Annotated in this window: 13 protein-coding genes and 2 riboswitches; all 13 genes read left to right on the top strand. The window is 36.9% G+C overall.

Going from position 1 to position 14,841, the window contains the following annotated elements:
* The first annotated feature begins 12 nt into the window (after nucleotides 1-12).
* Nucleotides 13-837: an ammonia-dependent NAD(+) synthetase gene (gene nadE / locus MHI22_RS13225; protein WP_271911045.1), complete on the top strand. Its 825-nt coding sequence runs from the start codon at nucleotides 13-15 to the stop codon at nucleotides 835-837.
* A gap of 159 nt (nucleotides 838-996) precedes the next feature.
* Nucleotides 997-1,317, top strand: coding sequence for a hypothetical protein (locus tag MHI22_RS13220; RefSeq protein WP_058845195.1), 321 nt, complete (start codon nucleotides 997-999; stop codon nucleotides 1,315-1,317).
* Between the two features lie 208 nt (nucleotides 1,318-1,525).
* Nucleotides 1,526-2,173: a hypothetical protein gene (locus MHI22_RS13215; RefSeq protein ID WP_340812186.1), complete on the top strand. Its 648-nt coding sequence runs from the start codon at nucleotides 1,526-1,528 to the stop codon at nucleotides 2,171-2,173.
* A 60-nt stretch (nucleotides 2,174-2,233) separates the two neighbouring features.
* Nucleotides 2,234-3,505 carry a right-handed parallel beta-helix repeat-containing protein gene (locus tag MHI22_RS13210; RefSeq protein WP_330493955.1) on the top strand — a complete coding sequence of 424 codons (1,272 nt, stop codon included), beginning with the start codon at nucleotides 2,234-2,236 and terminating at the stop codon, nucleotides 3,503-3,505.
* Nucleotides 3,502-3,954, top strand: coding sequence for a nitrous oxide reductase accessory protein NosL (locus tag MHI22_RS13205; protein WP_058845192.1), 453 nt, complete (start codon nucleotides 3,502-3,504; stop codon nucleotides 3,952-3,954). Before MHI22_RS13210 ends, MHI22_RS13205 begins: the two co-directional genes overlap by 4 nt.
* Nucleotides 3,954-4,754 (top strand): ABC transporter permease, encoded by an 801-nt coding sequence (locus MHI22_RS13200; protein ID WP_249646071.1) that lies wholly within the window; start codon nucleotides 3,954-3,956, stop codon nucleotides 4,752-4,754. Before MHI22_RS13205 ends, MHI22_RS13200 begins: the two co-directional genes overlap by 1 nt.
* Nucleotides 4,751-5,431, top strand: coding sequence for an ABC transporter ATP-binding protein (locus tag MHI22_RS13195; RefSeq protein ID WP_058845190.1), 681 nt, complete (start codon nucleotides 4,751-4,753; stop codon nucleotides 5,429-5,431). The genes MHI22_RS13200 and MHI22_RS13195 overlap by 4 nt, the downstream gene beginning before the upstream one ends.
* Nucleotides 5,432-5,626: 195 nt before the next feature.
* The gene (locus tag MHI22_RS13190) at nucleotides 5,627-6,571 is read left to right on the top strand and encodes an AAA family ATPase (RefSeq protein WP_249646066.1); all 945 of its coding nucleotides are present in this window, start codon (nucleotides 5,627-5,629) and stop codon (nucleotides 6,569-6,571) included.
* Nucleotides 6,568-7,749, top strand: coding sequence for a DUF58 domain-containing protein (locus tag MHI22_RS13185; RefSeq protein WP_340812183.1), 1,182 nt, complete (start codon nucleotides 6,568-6,570; stop codon nucleotides 7,747-7,749). The genes MHI22_RS13190 and MHI22_RS13185 overlap by 4 nt, the downstream gene beginning before the upstream one ends.
* Nucleotides 7,746-9,929: a DUF4129 domain-containing transglutaminase family protein gene (locus MHI22_RS13180; protein WP_340812181.1), complete on the top strand. Its 2,184-nt coding sequence runs from the start codon at nucleotides 7,746-7,748 to the stop codon at nucleotides 9,927-9,929. The genes MHI22_RS13185 and MHI22_RS13180 overlap by 4 nt, the downstream gene beginning before the upstream one ends.
* 32 nt (nucleotides 9,930-9,961) lie before the next feature.
* A riboswitch (purine riboswitch) is annotated at nucleotides 9,962-10,063 on the top strand.
* 156 nt (nucleotides 10,064-10,219) lie between these two features.
* On the top strand, nucleotides 10,220-11,773 hold the full coding sequence (guaA, locus tag MHI22_RS13175) for a glutamine-hydrolyzing GMP synthase (protein ID WP_036124553.1): 1,554 nt from the start codon (nucleotides 10,220-10,222) through the stop codon (nucleotides 11,771-11,773).
* A 186-nt stretch (nucleotides 11,774-11,959) separates the two neighbouring features.
* On the top strand, nucleotides 11,960-12,628 hold the full coding sequence (locus tag MHI22_RS13170) for an MOSC domain-containing protein (RefSeq protein ID WP_101967016.1): 669 nt from the start codon (nucleotides 11,960-11,962) through the stop codon (nucleotides 12,626-12,628).
* A gap of 217 nt (nucleotides 12,629-12,845) precedes the next feature.
* Nucleotides 12,846-12,947: riboswitch (purine riboswitch) on the top strand.
* Nucleotides 12,948-13,073: 126 nt separating this feature from the next.
* Nucleotides 13,074-14,375: an NCS2 family permease gene (locus MHI22_RS13165; RefSeq protein WP_036124549.1), complete on the top strand. Its 1,302-nt coding sequence runs from the start codon at nucleotides 13,074-13,076 to the stop codon at nucleotides 14,373-14,375.
* The last annotated feature ends 466 nt before the right edge of the window (nucleotides 14,376-14,841 follow it).

Here is a 14,841-nt window from a genome sequence, read left to right as displayed (position 1 = left end):
GTGACGGGTACAATGACTTTACAACAACAAATTATTGAAGAATTACGTGTATTGCCTACTATTAATGTACAGGAAGAAATACGTAAATCCATTGATTTTTTAAAGGAATATGCACAACACTATAGCTTTGTAAAAGGATTCGTTCTTGGTATTTCTGGTGGTCAAGATTCGACGTTAACAGGAAAACTAGCACAGTTGGCAATTGATGAACTGAATGCAGAGGCTGGGGAAATGAAGTATTCTTTTTTGGCTGTACGTTTACCATATGGCGTGCAGGCTGATGAACAAGATTGTCAGGATGCCATTGATTATATAAAACCAACGAAAATTTACACTGTGAATATAAAAAATGCTGTAGATGCTAGTGTGTTGGCTTTAGCAAATGCAGGCGTTGAGCTGAATGATTTTGTGAAAGGGAATGAAAAAGCTCGTGAGCGTATGAAGGTGCAATATTCAATTGCCGCGATGAATGGGGCAGTTGTGTTAGGAACGGATCATGCTGCGGAGGCTATTACGGGGTTTTATACAAAATTTGGTGATGGTGGAGCGGACTTAATGCCGATTTTTCGTCTAAATAAACGACAAGGTAAACAACTGTTAGCAGAACTTAAATGTCCTGAGCATCTTTATAAAAAGGTGCCAACAGCGGATTTAGAGGAGAATCGTCCATCATTGCCAGACGAAGTGGCACTTGGTGTATCATATGATCAAATCGATGATTATTTAGAGGGAAAAGAAATTCCTGAAGAACCACGCCGAATCTTAGAAGGATATTATTTGCGTTCTCAACATAAACGTCATATGCCAATTACGATATTTGATGATTTTTGGAAGTAAGATGAGTGAAAAGAGTTATGAAAAAGTGAACTTCGCTTTTGAAAATAGCTCTTTTCTCTCTTTTTTTATGCCATTTGGTTCTATGTTGTTAATGATCAGCATATAATGTCGATATAATTACCTATAAGGATAATAAAATGTAGGGGAGGGTAACTTTTTATGAGGACTTCTAGAGTGAGTGCAACGACAAGCAGTGTTTTTCGGCAAGAAAATCAGTATTTGCATGCTGGGGATATTAGCCATAACTTTGGGCAAAATCCACAAAAGCTATTTAAAAATAGTTTGCAAAAAAATAAAGAGAAGAAGCACAGTTCAATAAATGCACCAAATCAACAGCAGCAACATCAACATACAGCGCCTATTCATATGGATAGTGCTAGTGATTTACAAATTCGTCGGGAATTAAATGAAACTGCGTTAAAGCTAAGCCGTTTAAGCAAACAAAAGAAGCGACTCAATAGTTACCGTTCTTCCATATAAATAACGAGCTCTCCACATTCATAGTGTGGGGAGTTTTTATATAAGAGTGGAAAAAGAATTGCTCTAAATTCAAAATATTTGAAGTGAAGATGTTCATTGAATGTTCAAGATAATTTTTCCAATTCTTCACTCCGATTTTTAACTAATTTCACAACTAATCTGTAATGTAGAGTATAGCAACAGAAAACTAAATTTGGAGGAAATAGTTGTGAAAAAATTATGGTTACCTGCACTAATATTATTATTTGTACTTGCAGCATGTGGCAGTGAAAAAGCCCAAGTGAAAGAGAAGGAAACGGAGCAAGAGGCTACGAAAAATGAAACAGCAACATTGAAAGAAGATTCTGTCCAGGTTGCTTCGCTAGTAGACCCACGGTTACAAGAGCCAAAGGAAGATACAGTTTGTGAAATGTGTAATATGAAGGTTTACATGAAAGATCACGAGATGGGAGTATTTTCAACACAAGCTATAAAAGAAGATGGGTCCATTGCTTTTTATGACGATATTGGCTGTTTGTTGAACGCGGAGGTTGCCAATGAAGAAAAAAATGAAAAATTTGTCCGTGATTTTGTGACAAAGGATTGGGCAAAGGTTGAAGATGTAACTATTGTGAAAACAGAGCTGAAATCTCCAATGAACTGGGGCTATATTTATTTTGTGAACAAGGCTGAAGCAGATAAATATATCCAAGAAAATTCGAAAGCTTACGTTGAAGATCTACAAAAAATTAAAGATGATGCATTGGAGAGACGTAAGAAGAAAATGATGCAAAAAAAGGCTGAGGAAGAAAATGGCGAATCTGGTTCCATGCATTCGAATGGAATGAATCATGAACAAGAGGGACACAGTCATTAAAGCGTTAGACTAGGGGGCATTCCTCTAGTCTTTTCATGCTGAATGGGGAGGTGAAGAGTGATGAAACAAATCAGTTTTTTCTTTTTGTTTTTTCTATTTACAAGTCAAACGGCATATGCGGAATTTGATATTCAATTTGCTATTGATCAAGCGAAAACTGGAGAGATTATTCATATTCCTGCTGGTCGTTACCAAGGGAATTTTACGGTGAAGAAACCAATTATACTACGAGGAGAAGAGGGGGTTGAGTTGTATTCTTTAAATAATAACCCTGCACTAAAAATTGAACATGTAGCTAATGTCTCTGTAGAAAATATAATGATAAGTGCAAAAAACAAAGGCATTGTAGCCAATGAGGCAGAGAATCTAGAGTTGAGAGAGATAGAGGTAAAAGATGTTCAAGTAGGTATCCATATTCAACGTTCAAAGCATGTTCGAATTTTAGAAAATAGGATTATTGGTAATCAGTCACATTATGCTGAAAAAGGCAATGGGATTGCTGTGTTTAAAAGCGAGGACATTGCCATCGAACAAAATACTATTGAACAAGTGCAAGATGGTATATACGTAGAAGAAGTGAAGCAAATCGATGTTCAACGAAACAAGGTGACGAATAGCCGTTACGGAACACACTTTATGTATTCGAGTGGTGTGGAGGTGCTTTTCAATAAGTATTTACATAATGTTACAGGTCTAATGATCATGATGACTACTGACTTAGAAATAGCTAATAATACAGTCAGTAGCCATAACGATTTCAATAGCTATGGTCTTTTAATGTATGACACTCAGCAAGCAATGATAAGAAAAAATAGCTTTCATAATAATCGAGTAGGTGTAGCATTGCAAAAAAGTTCAGACATTCAAATACAAGAAAATCGCTTTCGAATGAATCAGACCGCATTAGAAGGTACAAAGGTAGAGGATGACTCAATCATAAATGATAATCAGTTTACGGGAAATATATTAACAGCAAGATCAGACCACCAAGGTTTGCGTCTCATTGGCAATTTTTATGATGATTATACTGGGATAGATGTTGCGGGCGATGGTTTCGGGGATGTTCCCTACGTAGCTGTATCGAGCTTTGGACAGTGGATGGTGAGACAACCAGTTTATCAATTTTTTGTAGCATCACCAAGCGTCATGATCTTGACGTCACTAGATCAGCAAATTAATAAAACAGAACAAAATCTACTCGTAGATAATGAACCAAAATTACTTAGCGATATGAGAAAGACGGAGTTTTCGATAAATATCATACAATTGTTAATTGGTCTAGTGGTATCTATGTGTGGTTTATGGTTTTGGAAAAGAGGGATGCGAATATGACTAGATGGATAACTATTTTGATTTTATGCAGTGCACTATTGGTAGGATGTAGCGATAAAACATATAAACCACGTGAGATTATCAGTGAAACAGATGTTTGTGAAATTTGTAATATGAGTATTGTTCATAATGAATATGCTGGACAGATTGTTTTGAAAAATGGAGACTATGAGATTTTTGATGATATTGGGTGTCTGATGGAATATCTTGAGCTAAATGGTGAGGATGAAGTTGGCGCAGCCTATATTAAAAATAAGGCAAACAATGAATGGATTGACATTTATAAAGCGACATTTGTATACAACAAAGAGTATTGGACTCCGATGAACTATGGAGTTCTAGCATTTGCGACAAAAGATGAAGCGCAAAAATGGATGACTAATGAAGGAGATGGTCAACTATTGGCTTATCAGGATTTGCTAACGTTTAATTGGGGGATACATGAGTGATGTTTGTGAAAATAGAGCTGAAGCAAATTTTAAGAAGTCGTTGGATGCAACTAGTAGCCTTTCTTTTTACATTTGTTTTTGTAGCAATTATTGTCATTCAACAAATGGCTTTACCTGATATCGAGGGTTTTACACGTCAAACAGCATCATTTTTAAATGTATTATTGTTTCTATTACCATTATTTATTGTAAGCATTGGAAGTATGAGTATAGCTGGTGATATAGAATCTGGTTGGTATTCGTTACTAAAAACCTATCCGATGAAACGACGACAATATATTATAGGCAAATATGTAGCAACATCACTTGCCTTTTTACTGGTTGTGTTAGTGGCATTTGGTGTTGTCTTAGCATTAGGTGGTTTTTTAGGCGGCGTACGATTACCGTTTGTTTTAGTTATCCTTACGCTATTAAGTATCTTTATTTTTGTCTCAATAGGTATTGCACTGGGGGCATTTGCCCAAACAAGGTTATTTGCACTAGCATTATCACTTGTTGTATGGTCCTTTTTTTTATTGCTTATATCTTATGCTTTAATGGCTCTAGGTGCAGTTGTAGCTGGTCATGTTTTACAAAAGCTTACCATCATAACGATACATATAAATCCTGTGGAATGGCTGCGCTTTGGTTATTTTATATTCAGCAATCAAGCTAGTGTGCTTGGTCCAGCGTTTTATGGAGTAACGAAGTTTTATTTGTCGCCATTGGGTCACGTGGTATATGGGATTGTGACGACTTGTTGGATTGTTTTGCCGCTTATGCTTGCTACGAAGTTATTAAAGGGGGACCAGCAACGATGATTCTTTTAGAAGCGAAAAATGTAGCTAATGTCTATGATAATGATAGAGGTTTAAAAGAAGCAACCTTTACATTGCATTCAGGTCGAATTTTAGCGCTGGTTGGAGGCAATGGAGCAGGAAAGAGTACGTTGATTCGACTATTAACGGGTCAAGAAAAGCAAAAATCTGGGGAAATGATATGGCATAAACCACAGGCAATTCGTTATATGCCTGACGATGTAGATTTCCCTACTATGCTAACTGCCGCTGAAATTTTAGAGTTGTTGGCATCTTTAAAACAAGTAGATAAATATGAACAAGAGCACGTTTTGAAGCGCGTTTCCTTGTGGGACGTTCGCAGGCAACAGGCTAAACAGTTTTCTAAGGGAATGCTACAACGATTAAATCTTGCGCAAAGCTTACTTGGCAGCGGTTCTTTGTTGATCTTAGATGAACCGACTAATGGCCTTGATCCGTTTTGGATAGCGCAGCTGAAAAATATGATGTTGGAGGAAAAGGAGAAAGGGAATACGGTCATATTTTCTACACACTTGCTGTCTTTTGCTGAAGAAATAGCAGATGATATATTAGTTTTACATGAAGGGAAAATTATTGTTTCTGGGACGATAACTAATATTTTTTTACAAGAAGATGCTACATCGTTGGAAGAAATATGGTTAAAAAGAATAAATTTGTAACATTCTATTACGGAATGACGTTATATAATAAGGACTAGGCTTGTTTGATAACATTCAAACAAGCCTTCTTTATGAGGATCAATAGTATGTAGCGGTTTCAGATAATTGTTTTAGAAGACAGATTTCGCTATGCTTAGGATAAGTTATCGTGCAATTCACACAATTGCCTGATGGAATGGGAGGCTTTTTTGATTTATGAATTCTCAAATACAGGATGTTTTAGAAAATATAGAAAAAGTAATGATTGGTAAAAGAGAGGTTGCTGAGCTTAGTCTTGTCGCATTATTAGCGAGAGGGCATGTCTTGTTAGAGGATGTACCTGGAGTAGGAAAGACGATGATGGTACGAGCGCTTGCGAAATCCTTTGACGCTCAGTTTAAACGCATTCAATTTACGCCAGATTTATTGCCTTCAGATGTAGTTGGTATATCTATTTATAATCCAAAAACAATGGAGTTTGAATTTCGCCCAGGACCAATTATGGGGGATGTTGTATTAGCAGACGAAATAAACCGTACGTCGCCAAAAACACAATCTGCCTTATTAGAGGGCATGGAGGAGGCATCTGTCACAATTGACGGAAAAACACTGCTAATTAACCAGCCATTTTTTGTTATGGCCACACAAAATCCGATTGAACATGAGGGTACCTATCCTTTACCAGAGGCACAACTGGATCGCTTTTTATTGAAGATAAAAATGGGTTACCCATCTAGAGGGCAAGAAGTAGAAATTTTGCGAAGAGCTGAAAATGGTAAACCAATTGAAAAAATCGAATCAGTGTTATCTGTAACGCAATTAATTGAATTGCAGGAGCTTGTTCAGGGCGTGTATGTGGAAGATTCAGTTAAAAATTATATGGTGGAGCTTGCTGCCCAAACAAGGGAAAATAGCTATGTTTATTTAGGGGTGAGTCCGCGGGCAACATTAGCGCTAATGAAAGCTTCTCAAGCTTATGCATTTATGAAAGGGCGCAGCTATGTGACACCCGATGATGTTCAATATCTTGTGCCATTTGTCTTTAACCATCGTTTAGTTTTAAAACCAGATGCACGCTACGATAACGTAGCCGCAGACGAAATAATCAAGCGCATTATTGCGAGTATACCTGTTCCGACTAAAAGGTTTGCAGAACAATGAAGAAATGGAAAGGCTTTTTAGAAAAAAGCAAACATTTTTTATTGATTACCTTTTTGATGGTCGTAACATTTAGTTACGCTATGTTCCAAGGAGGATTCGTCAGCTGGTTTGTATTTTTTACGGTTAGTCCATTTTTAGTGTACGCACTCTTGTTCCTTGTAGTGAGAGAAGATATTTTACTTGTAGAGCGTAAAATTGAACCAAATCATATAGAACGAGGGCAATCGGCAAAGGTGTTTATTACGATAGAAAGAAGAACACGTTTCCCATTTGCCTATATCATGATGGAGGAACTTGTAGATAGTGAAGGGTTAGTACAGGCTAAAATAGAAAATTCAAATGCCATTAAGTTTGTTGGCTTTAGGAAAAAATTTAGCTGGCATTATGACTTGGAAAAGATGCCTCGTGGAGAGCATCGCTACTTAGGGGTTACAATGGTTTTCTATGATTTCTTTGGCTGGGCAAAAAAGCCTGTCATAGCAGAAAAGGAACAAACTATTTTAATTTATCCGAGAATCAGGGAGATGAAATACGCTACCCTTCAAACGAAATATGATGTTGGCTCTATGATGTCACCCTATTCCATTGTAAAGGACACATCTATGGCTGTTGGGTTAAGAGAGTATGTTCCAGGAGATCGCTTTTCATGGATTCATTGGAAATCATTTGCGAGAACGCAAACCTTACAATCGAAGGAGTTTGAGGATCGACAATCTTCAGAGTTATTGCTCGTATTAGACGCTAAAAAATCTCCAATGTTTGAAGAAAAAGTGGAGTTAGTAGCATCCATGCTACAGATGATTGTTCAAGAACGAGGAGATTTATCTTTTATTTCTGCTGGAGAAATGACGAAAGTATTCCCGGTTATACAAGGTGAAAAGCAATTAGATCAGATTATGTATCATTTAGCTGCTATAAAGCCTACAGAGAATGTCAAATTCAGATTTTATGATCAGCAATCTTTTAAGCAAGTTGCAACATTGCTTTATGTGACAAGTGATGTATCAGAAGAATTACTACATACTCTTGCGAATTTAGTGAAAAGCTGTATTTGTTTTGTAGTGGCAAAACAGCCACCTGTGCAATCTGAGCTTATGATGCGCTATAAACATATACAAATCGTTTATGTAGACCCAACAGATTTTTATCATTTATTCACGGAGGTGATGAAACCGTGAAACGACCATTAGGGGAATTTATAGAATTAACCATTGCGTATATTATTATATTCTTCATTTTGCGTGAATGGCTTATTCCTATTATGCAATTAACGAATACTGGCGGGATGCAACTCTTCCTTGTGTTTATTGGTTTATCCCTAGCGTTAAGTTTATGCCGAGTACACCCAATATTATCTGGATTAGTGAAGTTAGGCTATATTACTTGGCTTATTGTCTTCACTTATAGTACAAGCCCCGTTTTTTCAGGAGAAACTTTACCGTTTTTATTGTCTGAATGGACAGGGAATATGGCCTCTATACTATCGGGGGATTTTGGACAAGTATCAAATGCCTTTAGGACAGTGCTATTTCTTGTATTAATTTGGATGCTTGTTTATTTAATTCACCATTGGGTTTCAGTGCGGAAAAATATATTTTACTTTTTTGCTATGACTGTCTTCTTTATTGCCACATTAGATACGTTTAGTGATTATGATGGTAAAGCGGCTATTGTAAAAGTTATTGTACTTGGATTAATTATGACAGGAGTACTCTTTGTTAAACGTCTATGGCTTCAAGTTGAGACAACAAGTACTATACTGGAGAAATGGAAAATTGTTATTCCGATGCTTGTCTCAGTATTGCTTGTTAGCTCTGTCGCATTCTTTTTACCAAAGACAGGACCAACATGGGCAGATCCTGTGCCATTCATCCAAGAAATTACTGGCCAAGCTGGAAGCGGAACTGGGGAAAAATCAGTTGGCTATGGCCAAGATGATAGTCAGCTCGGAGGCCCATTCCAAGGGGATAATACATTAATTTTCACGGCTTCTTCTCGTGATCGGCATTATTGGCGTATTGAAACAAAAGATACGTATACATCAAAAGGCTGGATTATTTCGGATGGAAACTTTGGCAAAAATGTCTATGAAACAAATACACCCATTCATACTTCTTTACAAGTAGGATTACCAGAAAATGAGCGACAAATTCAATTAGATATTGCTGTTCCAATGCCATTTTTGATTCAAACTTATGGTTTATTATCTGTTTCAGCTCAAGACGCCACTTTATTTATTCAGGATGAGCAGACTGAAAAAATGACGATAGAGCAGCAGGCGGGTGAATCAAAATCGTTATCAAACTACTCATTGTCTTATAGTGAACCAGTTTATAGTATGGAGCAGCTTCAATTGTCATATCCTACTACACTTGAAACATTAGATCCTTCATATAATCGTTTTCTACAATTACCAAACCAGCTGCCGCAGCGTGTAAGAGATTTAGCTTCTGATATAACGCAAGGTAAAGCTACGATATACGATCAAATTAAAGCTGTGGAAAGTTACTTTAGAACCAATGGCTTTAGATACGATAAAAATGAAGCGGCAATTCCTGCTGAAAATCAAGATTATGTCGATCAATTTTTATTCGATACTAAAGTAGGCTATTGTGATAATTTCTCCACTTCGATGGTTGTGCTTTTACGTTCACTAGGCATACCAGCAAGATGGGTTAAAGGCTTTGCACCTGGCACAGTAGGACCGATAACAGACGGACTGCGCGAATATCGAATCACGAATGACAATGCGCACTCTTGGGTGGAAGCATATATACCTGGCACGGGTTGGATGGAGTTTGAACCTACCATCGGCTTTACAGGTAATGTGAATATTGATTATGATATCCCACTAGATACAGCTGATCAGGAAGAGGTATTGCAGCCAGAAAAAAAACCAGAGCAGCCCCAACCACAAGAAAAGGTATCTGAAAAGGAACAGTCTCCATCAACATTTAATTTAGATGCAGTATGGACATGGCTGAAAAAATTCACTTATGTGTGGATTGCCATCGTGGTTTTACTGATCATTATTAGTATTACGTTATACTTACAACGTAAAACATGGATTCCTAAGATGCATGTGCGTGTATATCGCAAAAAGGTAGCGGATTGGTCAAACTTCGATTCTTCTTACCATGTATTGTTGAAGCAATTATCCCGTATTGGATTGCGTAGAAGAGATGGGGAAACATTGCGTGCGTTTGCTGAGCGAGTAGATGCTGCGCTAGAGACAGATGAAATGCAAAAGCTGACAGAAGTATATGAACAACATGTTTATGGAAAAGATAAGGAAGAAGTCGATTTTAGAGAGCTGAAAGAAAGTTGGGAATATTTAATCAATCGCACTATCAGTTGATTTTAATGTGTACAAAGAGTAAAATGAAAAAAATTAAATGCAAGGATTGCTTTCATATAAGTTCGATAATAGGGTTCGGATGTTTCTACGAAATCACCTTAAATGATTTCTCTATGAAGGCGGATGTTTTCGTTAGGTGAAAAGTATAGTAAATCACTTTACTTTGCTACGCATTCGCCTTTATCACTATTCTAGAGCTTATGAACGCGTAGAAAGTTTTTTTACTTTCTTCGCGTTTTTCTTTGAACAAATGAAAATATCCTTTAAAAATAGTAGAAGAGGTGGAAATTTTGACAGCTAGCCCTTTATTAAAAGAGCAAGAAAAAATCGTTGTACTGGACTTCGGTAGCCAATTTAACCAGTTAATTACGCGTCGTATCCGTGAATTTGGTGTTTTCAGTGAATTGCACCCACATACGGTAACTGCGGAAGAAATTAAAGATATGAACGCAACGGGTATTATTTTTTCAGGTGGCCCAAACTCTGTTTATGATGAAAATGCCTTCCATGTGGATCCAGCTATTTTTGAATTAGGTTTACCAATATTAGGTATTTGCTATGGGATGCAATTAATGGCACATACAAATGGCGGTAAAGTTGAAGGTGCTGAAACGCGTGAATATGGTAAAGCGGAAATCAAAGTCACTACTTCAAATAAGTTATTTGGAGACTTACCAACTGAGCAAATCGTGTGGATGAGCCATGGTGACCATGTAACAGAAGTTCCAGCTGGATTTGAAGTAATTGCTACAAGTGCATCTTGTCCGATTGCTGCAATGGCAGATGTAGAACGCAAATTATATGCTGTACAATTCCATCCAGAAGTACGTCACTCTGTTTATGGTAATGACTTACTACGTCAATTCGTATTCGATATTTGTGAGGCAAAAGGCGACTGGTCAATGGCTAACTTCATTGAGCTTGAAATCGCAAAAATTCGTGAAATAGTTGGCGATAAAAAAGTATTATGTGCTCTTTCTGGCGGTGTAGATTCATCAGTTGTAGCAGTTTTAATTCATAAAGCAATCGGCGATCAATTGACTTGTATGTTCGTAGACCACAACTTAAACCGTAAAGGTGAAGTTGAACAAGTAATGAAAACATTCACAGAAGACTTTGATATGAATCTTATTAAAATTGATGCTCGCAAACGTTTCATGGACAAACTTGCAGGTGTATCAGATCCGGAGAAAAAACGTAAAATTATCGGTAATGAATTTATTTACGTATTTGATGAAGAGGCATCGAAGCTTGAAGGTATGGATTTCTTAGCACAAGGTACTCTATACACAGATATCATTGAATCTGGTACTTCAACGGCGCAAACAATCAAATCACACCATAATGTTGGTGGTCTTCCAGAAGATATGCAATTCCAATTAATCGAGCCACTGAAAACGTTATTTAAAGATGAAGTTCGTGCGCTAGGTTTAGAACTTGGTCTTGATGAAAAAATCGTTTGGCGTCAACCATTCCCAGGTCCTGGATTAGGTATTCGTGTACTTGGTGAAGTTACAGAAGAAAAATTAGAAATCGTTCGCGAAGCAGATTTCATTTTACGTGAAGAAATCGCAAATGCTGGTCTTGACCGTGACATCTGGCAATACTTCACGGTATTACCTGATATCCGTTCAGTTGGTGTAATGGGCGATGCACGTACGTATGATTACGCAATCGGTATCCGTGCTGTAACATCTATCGACGGCATGACTTCTGACTGGGCACGTATCCCTTGGGACGTACTAGAGAAAATCTCTGTCCGCATGGTAAACGAAGTAAAACACGTGAACCGCGTGCTGTATGATATTACATCTAAGCCACCAGCAACGATTGAGTGGGAATAACAGTAACTGCCCTAAAAGCCTTGAGAGGTTTTTAGGGTTTTTTGATTTGATCATTTTTAGTCTATTCATAGATTGTATAATTCGAATTATATCAAGGTTAAAGCAGTAATTGCTGGTAAAGTGCTGTATGTAGTAAACTAAATGAATGCAAAAGAATTGTACTATTCAGATTAGGGGGGGATTTAAATGGAGAAAAATAGGCCAATAATTCACACACTTGCTGTTGGAATGCCGAAAGAATTGCTTGATAGTAAAGGACGTTCGATGATTACAGGAATTGAAAAGCAACAAATGCAAGAGGTTTATTTGTCATCGCGTGGCTTCGAAGGGGATGATGTGGCAGATAAAAAACATCATGGTGGCCCAGACCGTGCAGTTTGTTTATACCCTGCAGAGCATTACATACAATGGGAACATGAACTTGGAAAACCGTTGCCTACTGCTGCATTTGGTGAAAATTTAACAGTAACGAATATGTTAGAAGCGGATGTTTGTATTGGGGATATTTATAAAATAGGTAATGCCGTCATACAAATCACACAAGGACGTATTCCATGTAGTACGATTGATAGATATACTGAGGCAACCACATTACTTAAACGTTTAATTGAAACAGGTTATACAGGTTATCTTGCACGCGTACTGGAGGAGGGGTCAATTTGTGCAGATTCAACAATAGAAGTTGTGGAAAAGCATCCTGCGCGTATCACAGTTTTGTACGGCAATGAAGTGTACTTTAAAAATAAAGATGCGATAGCTATGAAACAAATACAAGCAGTGGATGCATTAGCGGAAGATTGGAAAGAAAAACTAGAAAAAAGGATTCAAATCTTACAAAGTAAAGTGATGAATTAAGTCATAACGTTCAAGGGACGATCCTCTAGAATTCGAAAGAGTTCCAGGGGGTTTTTGCTTTTTATTGATTACAGAAATGTTCAGTACTACGTTTATTTAGCGGTGAATTAGTTGAATATGAACATTAAATAAGAATTTTACACGAACTTTCGTATTTATTTTTGTAAAAATGTTCGGAAATGGGGTTGAAATCTAAAAAGTGAAATGATATATTACGAATGTAAATTAAATACGTCGTCGTATAATGTCGGGAATAAGGCCCGTGAGTTTCTACCAAGTTACCGTAAATAACTTGACTACGATTTGGGTTTATCTATGTATAAACACTAATTTATTTCACACACTATGGTGATGAAATATATCGTAGACATGCGACTAGTAGAGTAGTCAGCGTGTCTTTTTTGTTTTCGATATTGAAGACGACCATACGGAGGATTTTTTGATAATGAAAAAATATTTCATGTTCGATGAATTAGGAACTAATTATCGCCGAGAAATAATTGGTGGTATTACAACCTTCCTTGCAATGGCATACATTCTAGCTGTTAACCCAAGTATTCTAGAAAATGCAGGGATGGATAAAGGTGCTGTTTTCGTAGCAACAGCATTAGCAGCAGCAGTCGGTTCTTTGATTATGGGGATTTTCGCTAAGTTCCCAATTTCACTTGCTCCTGGGATGGGATTAAATGCATTCTTCGCATTTACTGTAGTCGGAGCTTATGGTATTCCATGGCAAACTGGTTTAACAGGTGTATTCTTTTCTGGAATTATCTTTATCATTTTATCTTTAACGGGTATTCGTGAAACTGTTATTAACGCCATTCCAGTACAACTTAAATATGCTGTTTCAGCAGGTATTGGTTTATTTATCACATTTGTAGGTTTACAAGGTGCAGGGATTATAGTTGATAGTCCAGCGACATTGGTAACTTTAGGAACTTTTACTGGAGCTACATTACTAGCAGTATTCGGAATCATTCTTTCTGTTATTCTTATCATTAAATTCCGTAGTATTGGTATTTTCTTAGGGATGGTCATTACTGCGGTTATTGGGATGATCACAGGTATCATTGATCCCCCAACAGCAGTTGTTTCGGCTATTCCAAGTGTAGACTCTACATTTATGGTAGCATTGGAACCACTTGGTGACATTGGAACGTTATTTAATGTGAAGTTTTTAGTAGTAGTGTTAACATTCCTGTTTGTAGATTTCTTTGATACAGCAGGTACTTTAATGGCTGTAGCGACACAGGCTGGCTTAGTAAAAGATAATAAATTACCACGTGCAGGACGTGCCTTAATGGCGGATGCGCTAGCAACGACAATCGGTTCTTTATTTGGTACATCAACAACAACAGCGTATGTAGAGTCAACTTCTGGGGTAGCAGCGGGTGCTCGCTCAGGGTTCTCAGCAGTCGTAACTGCAGTACTATTCTTAGTAGCTTTATTCTTCTCACCATTACTAGCTGTTGTAACACCAGCAGTAACTGCACCAGCTCTAGTAATCGTAGGGGTACTGATGGTATCATCATTACGTCTAATTGATTGGGATAAATTCGAAATAGCAGTACCTGCATTCTTTACAGTATTAATGATGCCACTTGGTTATTCAATTGCTACTGGTATTGCAATCGGTTTTGTATTCTATCCAATTACAATGTTATTAGCGGGTCGTAAAAAAGAAATTCATCCTATGATGTATGGCTTATTCTTTGTCTTCCTTGCGTACTTTATCTGGGTAAGATAGTTAAATATATTTTGAAAGGCACCTCAATTGTTAGGTAAGAAACTAATAATTAGAGGTGCTTTTTCATTGACAACAAAAATAACACGAAACTATTTTGGGGTTTAAGACATTCAAAATAGAGCATAGCCTAAACAAATCAAGTTATTAATTTTCTACATTATATAGAAGAAACTTGATTTCGAATAAATAAGAATAGTTTTACTTCAATGAAACTCTTGCAAACTTATTTTTAAGATGATATATTTAAACACGTTGTTACGAGATAAACGAACAACTAAAAAAATATTAACATAAACGGTTGACATGAAGTTAACATTATGTTAAATTATAAAAAGTTACTTGATGTAACTATTAAATGAACCTTGAAAACTGAACAAGCAAAACGTAATCAATAAAGTTTCAAATAACTAGCTTTGCTTAGTGAACGAAACAAAATTTTGGACATCAAAATTGATGCCAGCAAAAC

Source organism: Lysinibacillus sp. FSL L8-0312 (assembly GCF_038003285.1).
Classification (GTDB): Bacteria; Bacillota; Bacilli; order Bacillales_A; family Planococcaceae; genus Lysinibacillus; species Lysinibacillus fusiformis_D.
This window is presented reverse-complemented; position numbering and strand designations above follow the sequence as displayed.

Excerpts from the sequence above, each read along its gene's own strand:
- MHI22_RS13205 (WP_058845192.1), top strand. The coding sequence starts at position 3,502 with ATGACTAGATGGATAACTATTTTGATTTTATGCAGTGCACTATTGGTA.
- MHI22_RS13190 (WP_249646066.1), top strand. The coding sequence starts at position 5,627 with ATGAATTCTCAAATACAGGATGTTTTAGAAAATATAGAAAAAGTAATG.
- MHI22_RS13210 (WP_330493955.1), top strand. The coding sequence starts at position 2,234 with ATGAAACAAATCAGTTTTTTCTTTTTGTTTTTTCTATTTACAAGTCAA.
- MHI22_RS13170 (WP_101967016.1), top strand. The coding sequence starts at position 11,960 with ATGGAGAAAAATAGGCCAATAATTCACACACTTGCTGTTGGAATGCCG.
- MHI22_RS13195 (WP_058845190.1), top strand. The coding sequence starts at position 4,751 with ATGATTCTTTTAGAAGCGAAAAATGTAGCTAATGTCTATGATAATGAT.
- MHI22_RS13200 (WP_249646071.1), top strand. The coding sequence starts at position 3,954 with ATGTTTGTGAAAATAGAGCTGAAGCAAATTTTAAGAAGTCGTTGGATG.
- MHI22_RS13220 (WP_058845195.1), top strand. The coding sequence starts at position 997 with ATGAGGACTTCTAGAGTGAGTGCAACGACAAGCAGTGTTTTTCGGCAA.
- MHI22_RS13165 (WP_036124549.1), top strand. The coding sequence starts at position 13,074 with ATGAAAAAATATTTCATGTTCGATGAATTAGGAACTAATTATCGCCGA.
- MHI22_RS13185 (WP_340812183.1), top strand. The coding sequence starts at position 6,568 with ATGAAGAAATGGAAAGGCTTTTTAGAAAAAAGCAAACATTTTTTATTG.
- nadE (WP_271911045.1), top strand. The coding sequence starts at position 13 with ATGACTTTACAACAACAAATTATTGAAGAATTACGTGTATTGCCTACT.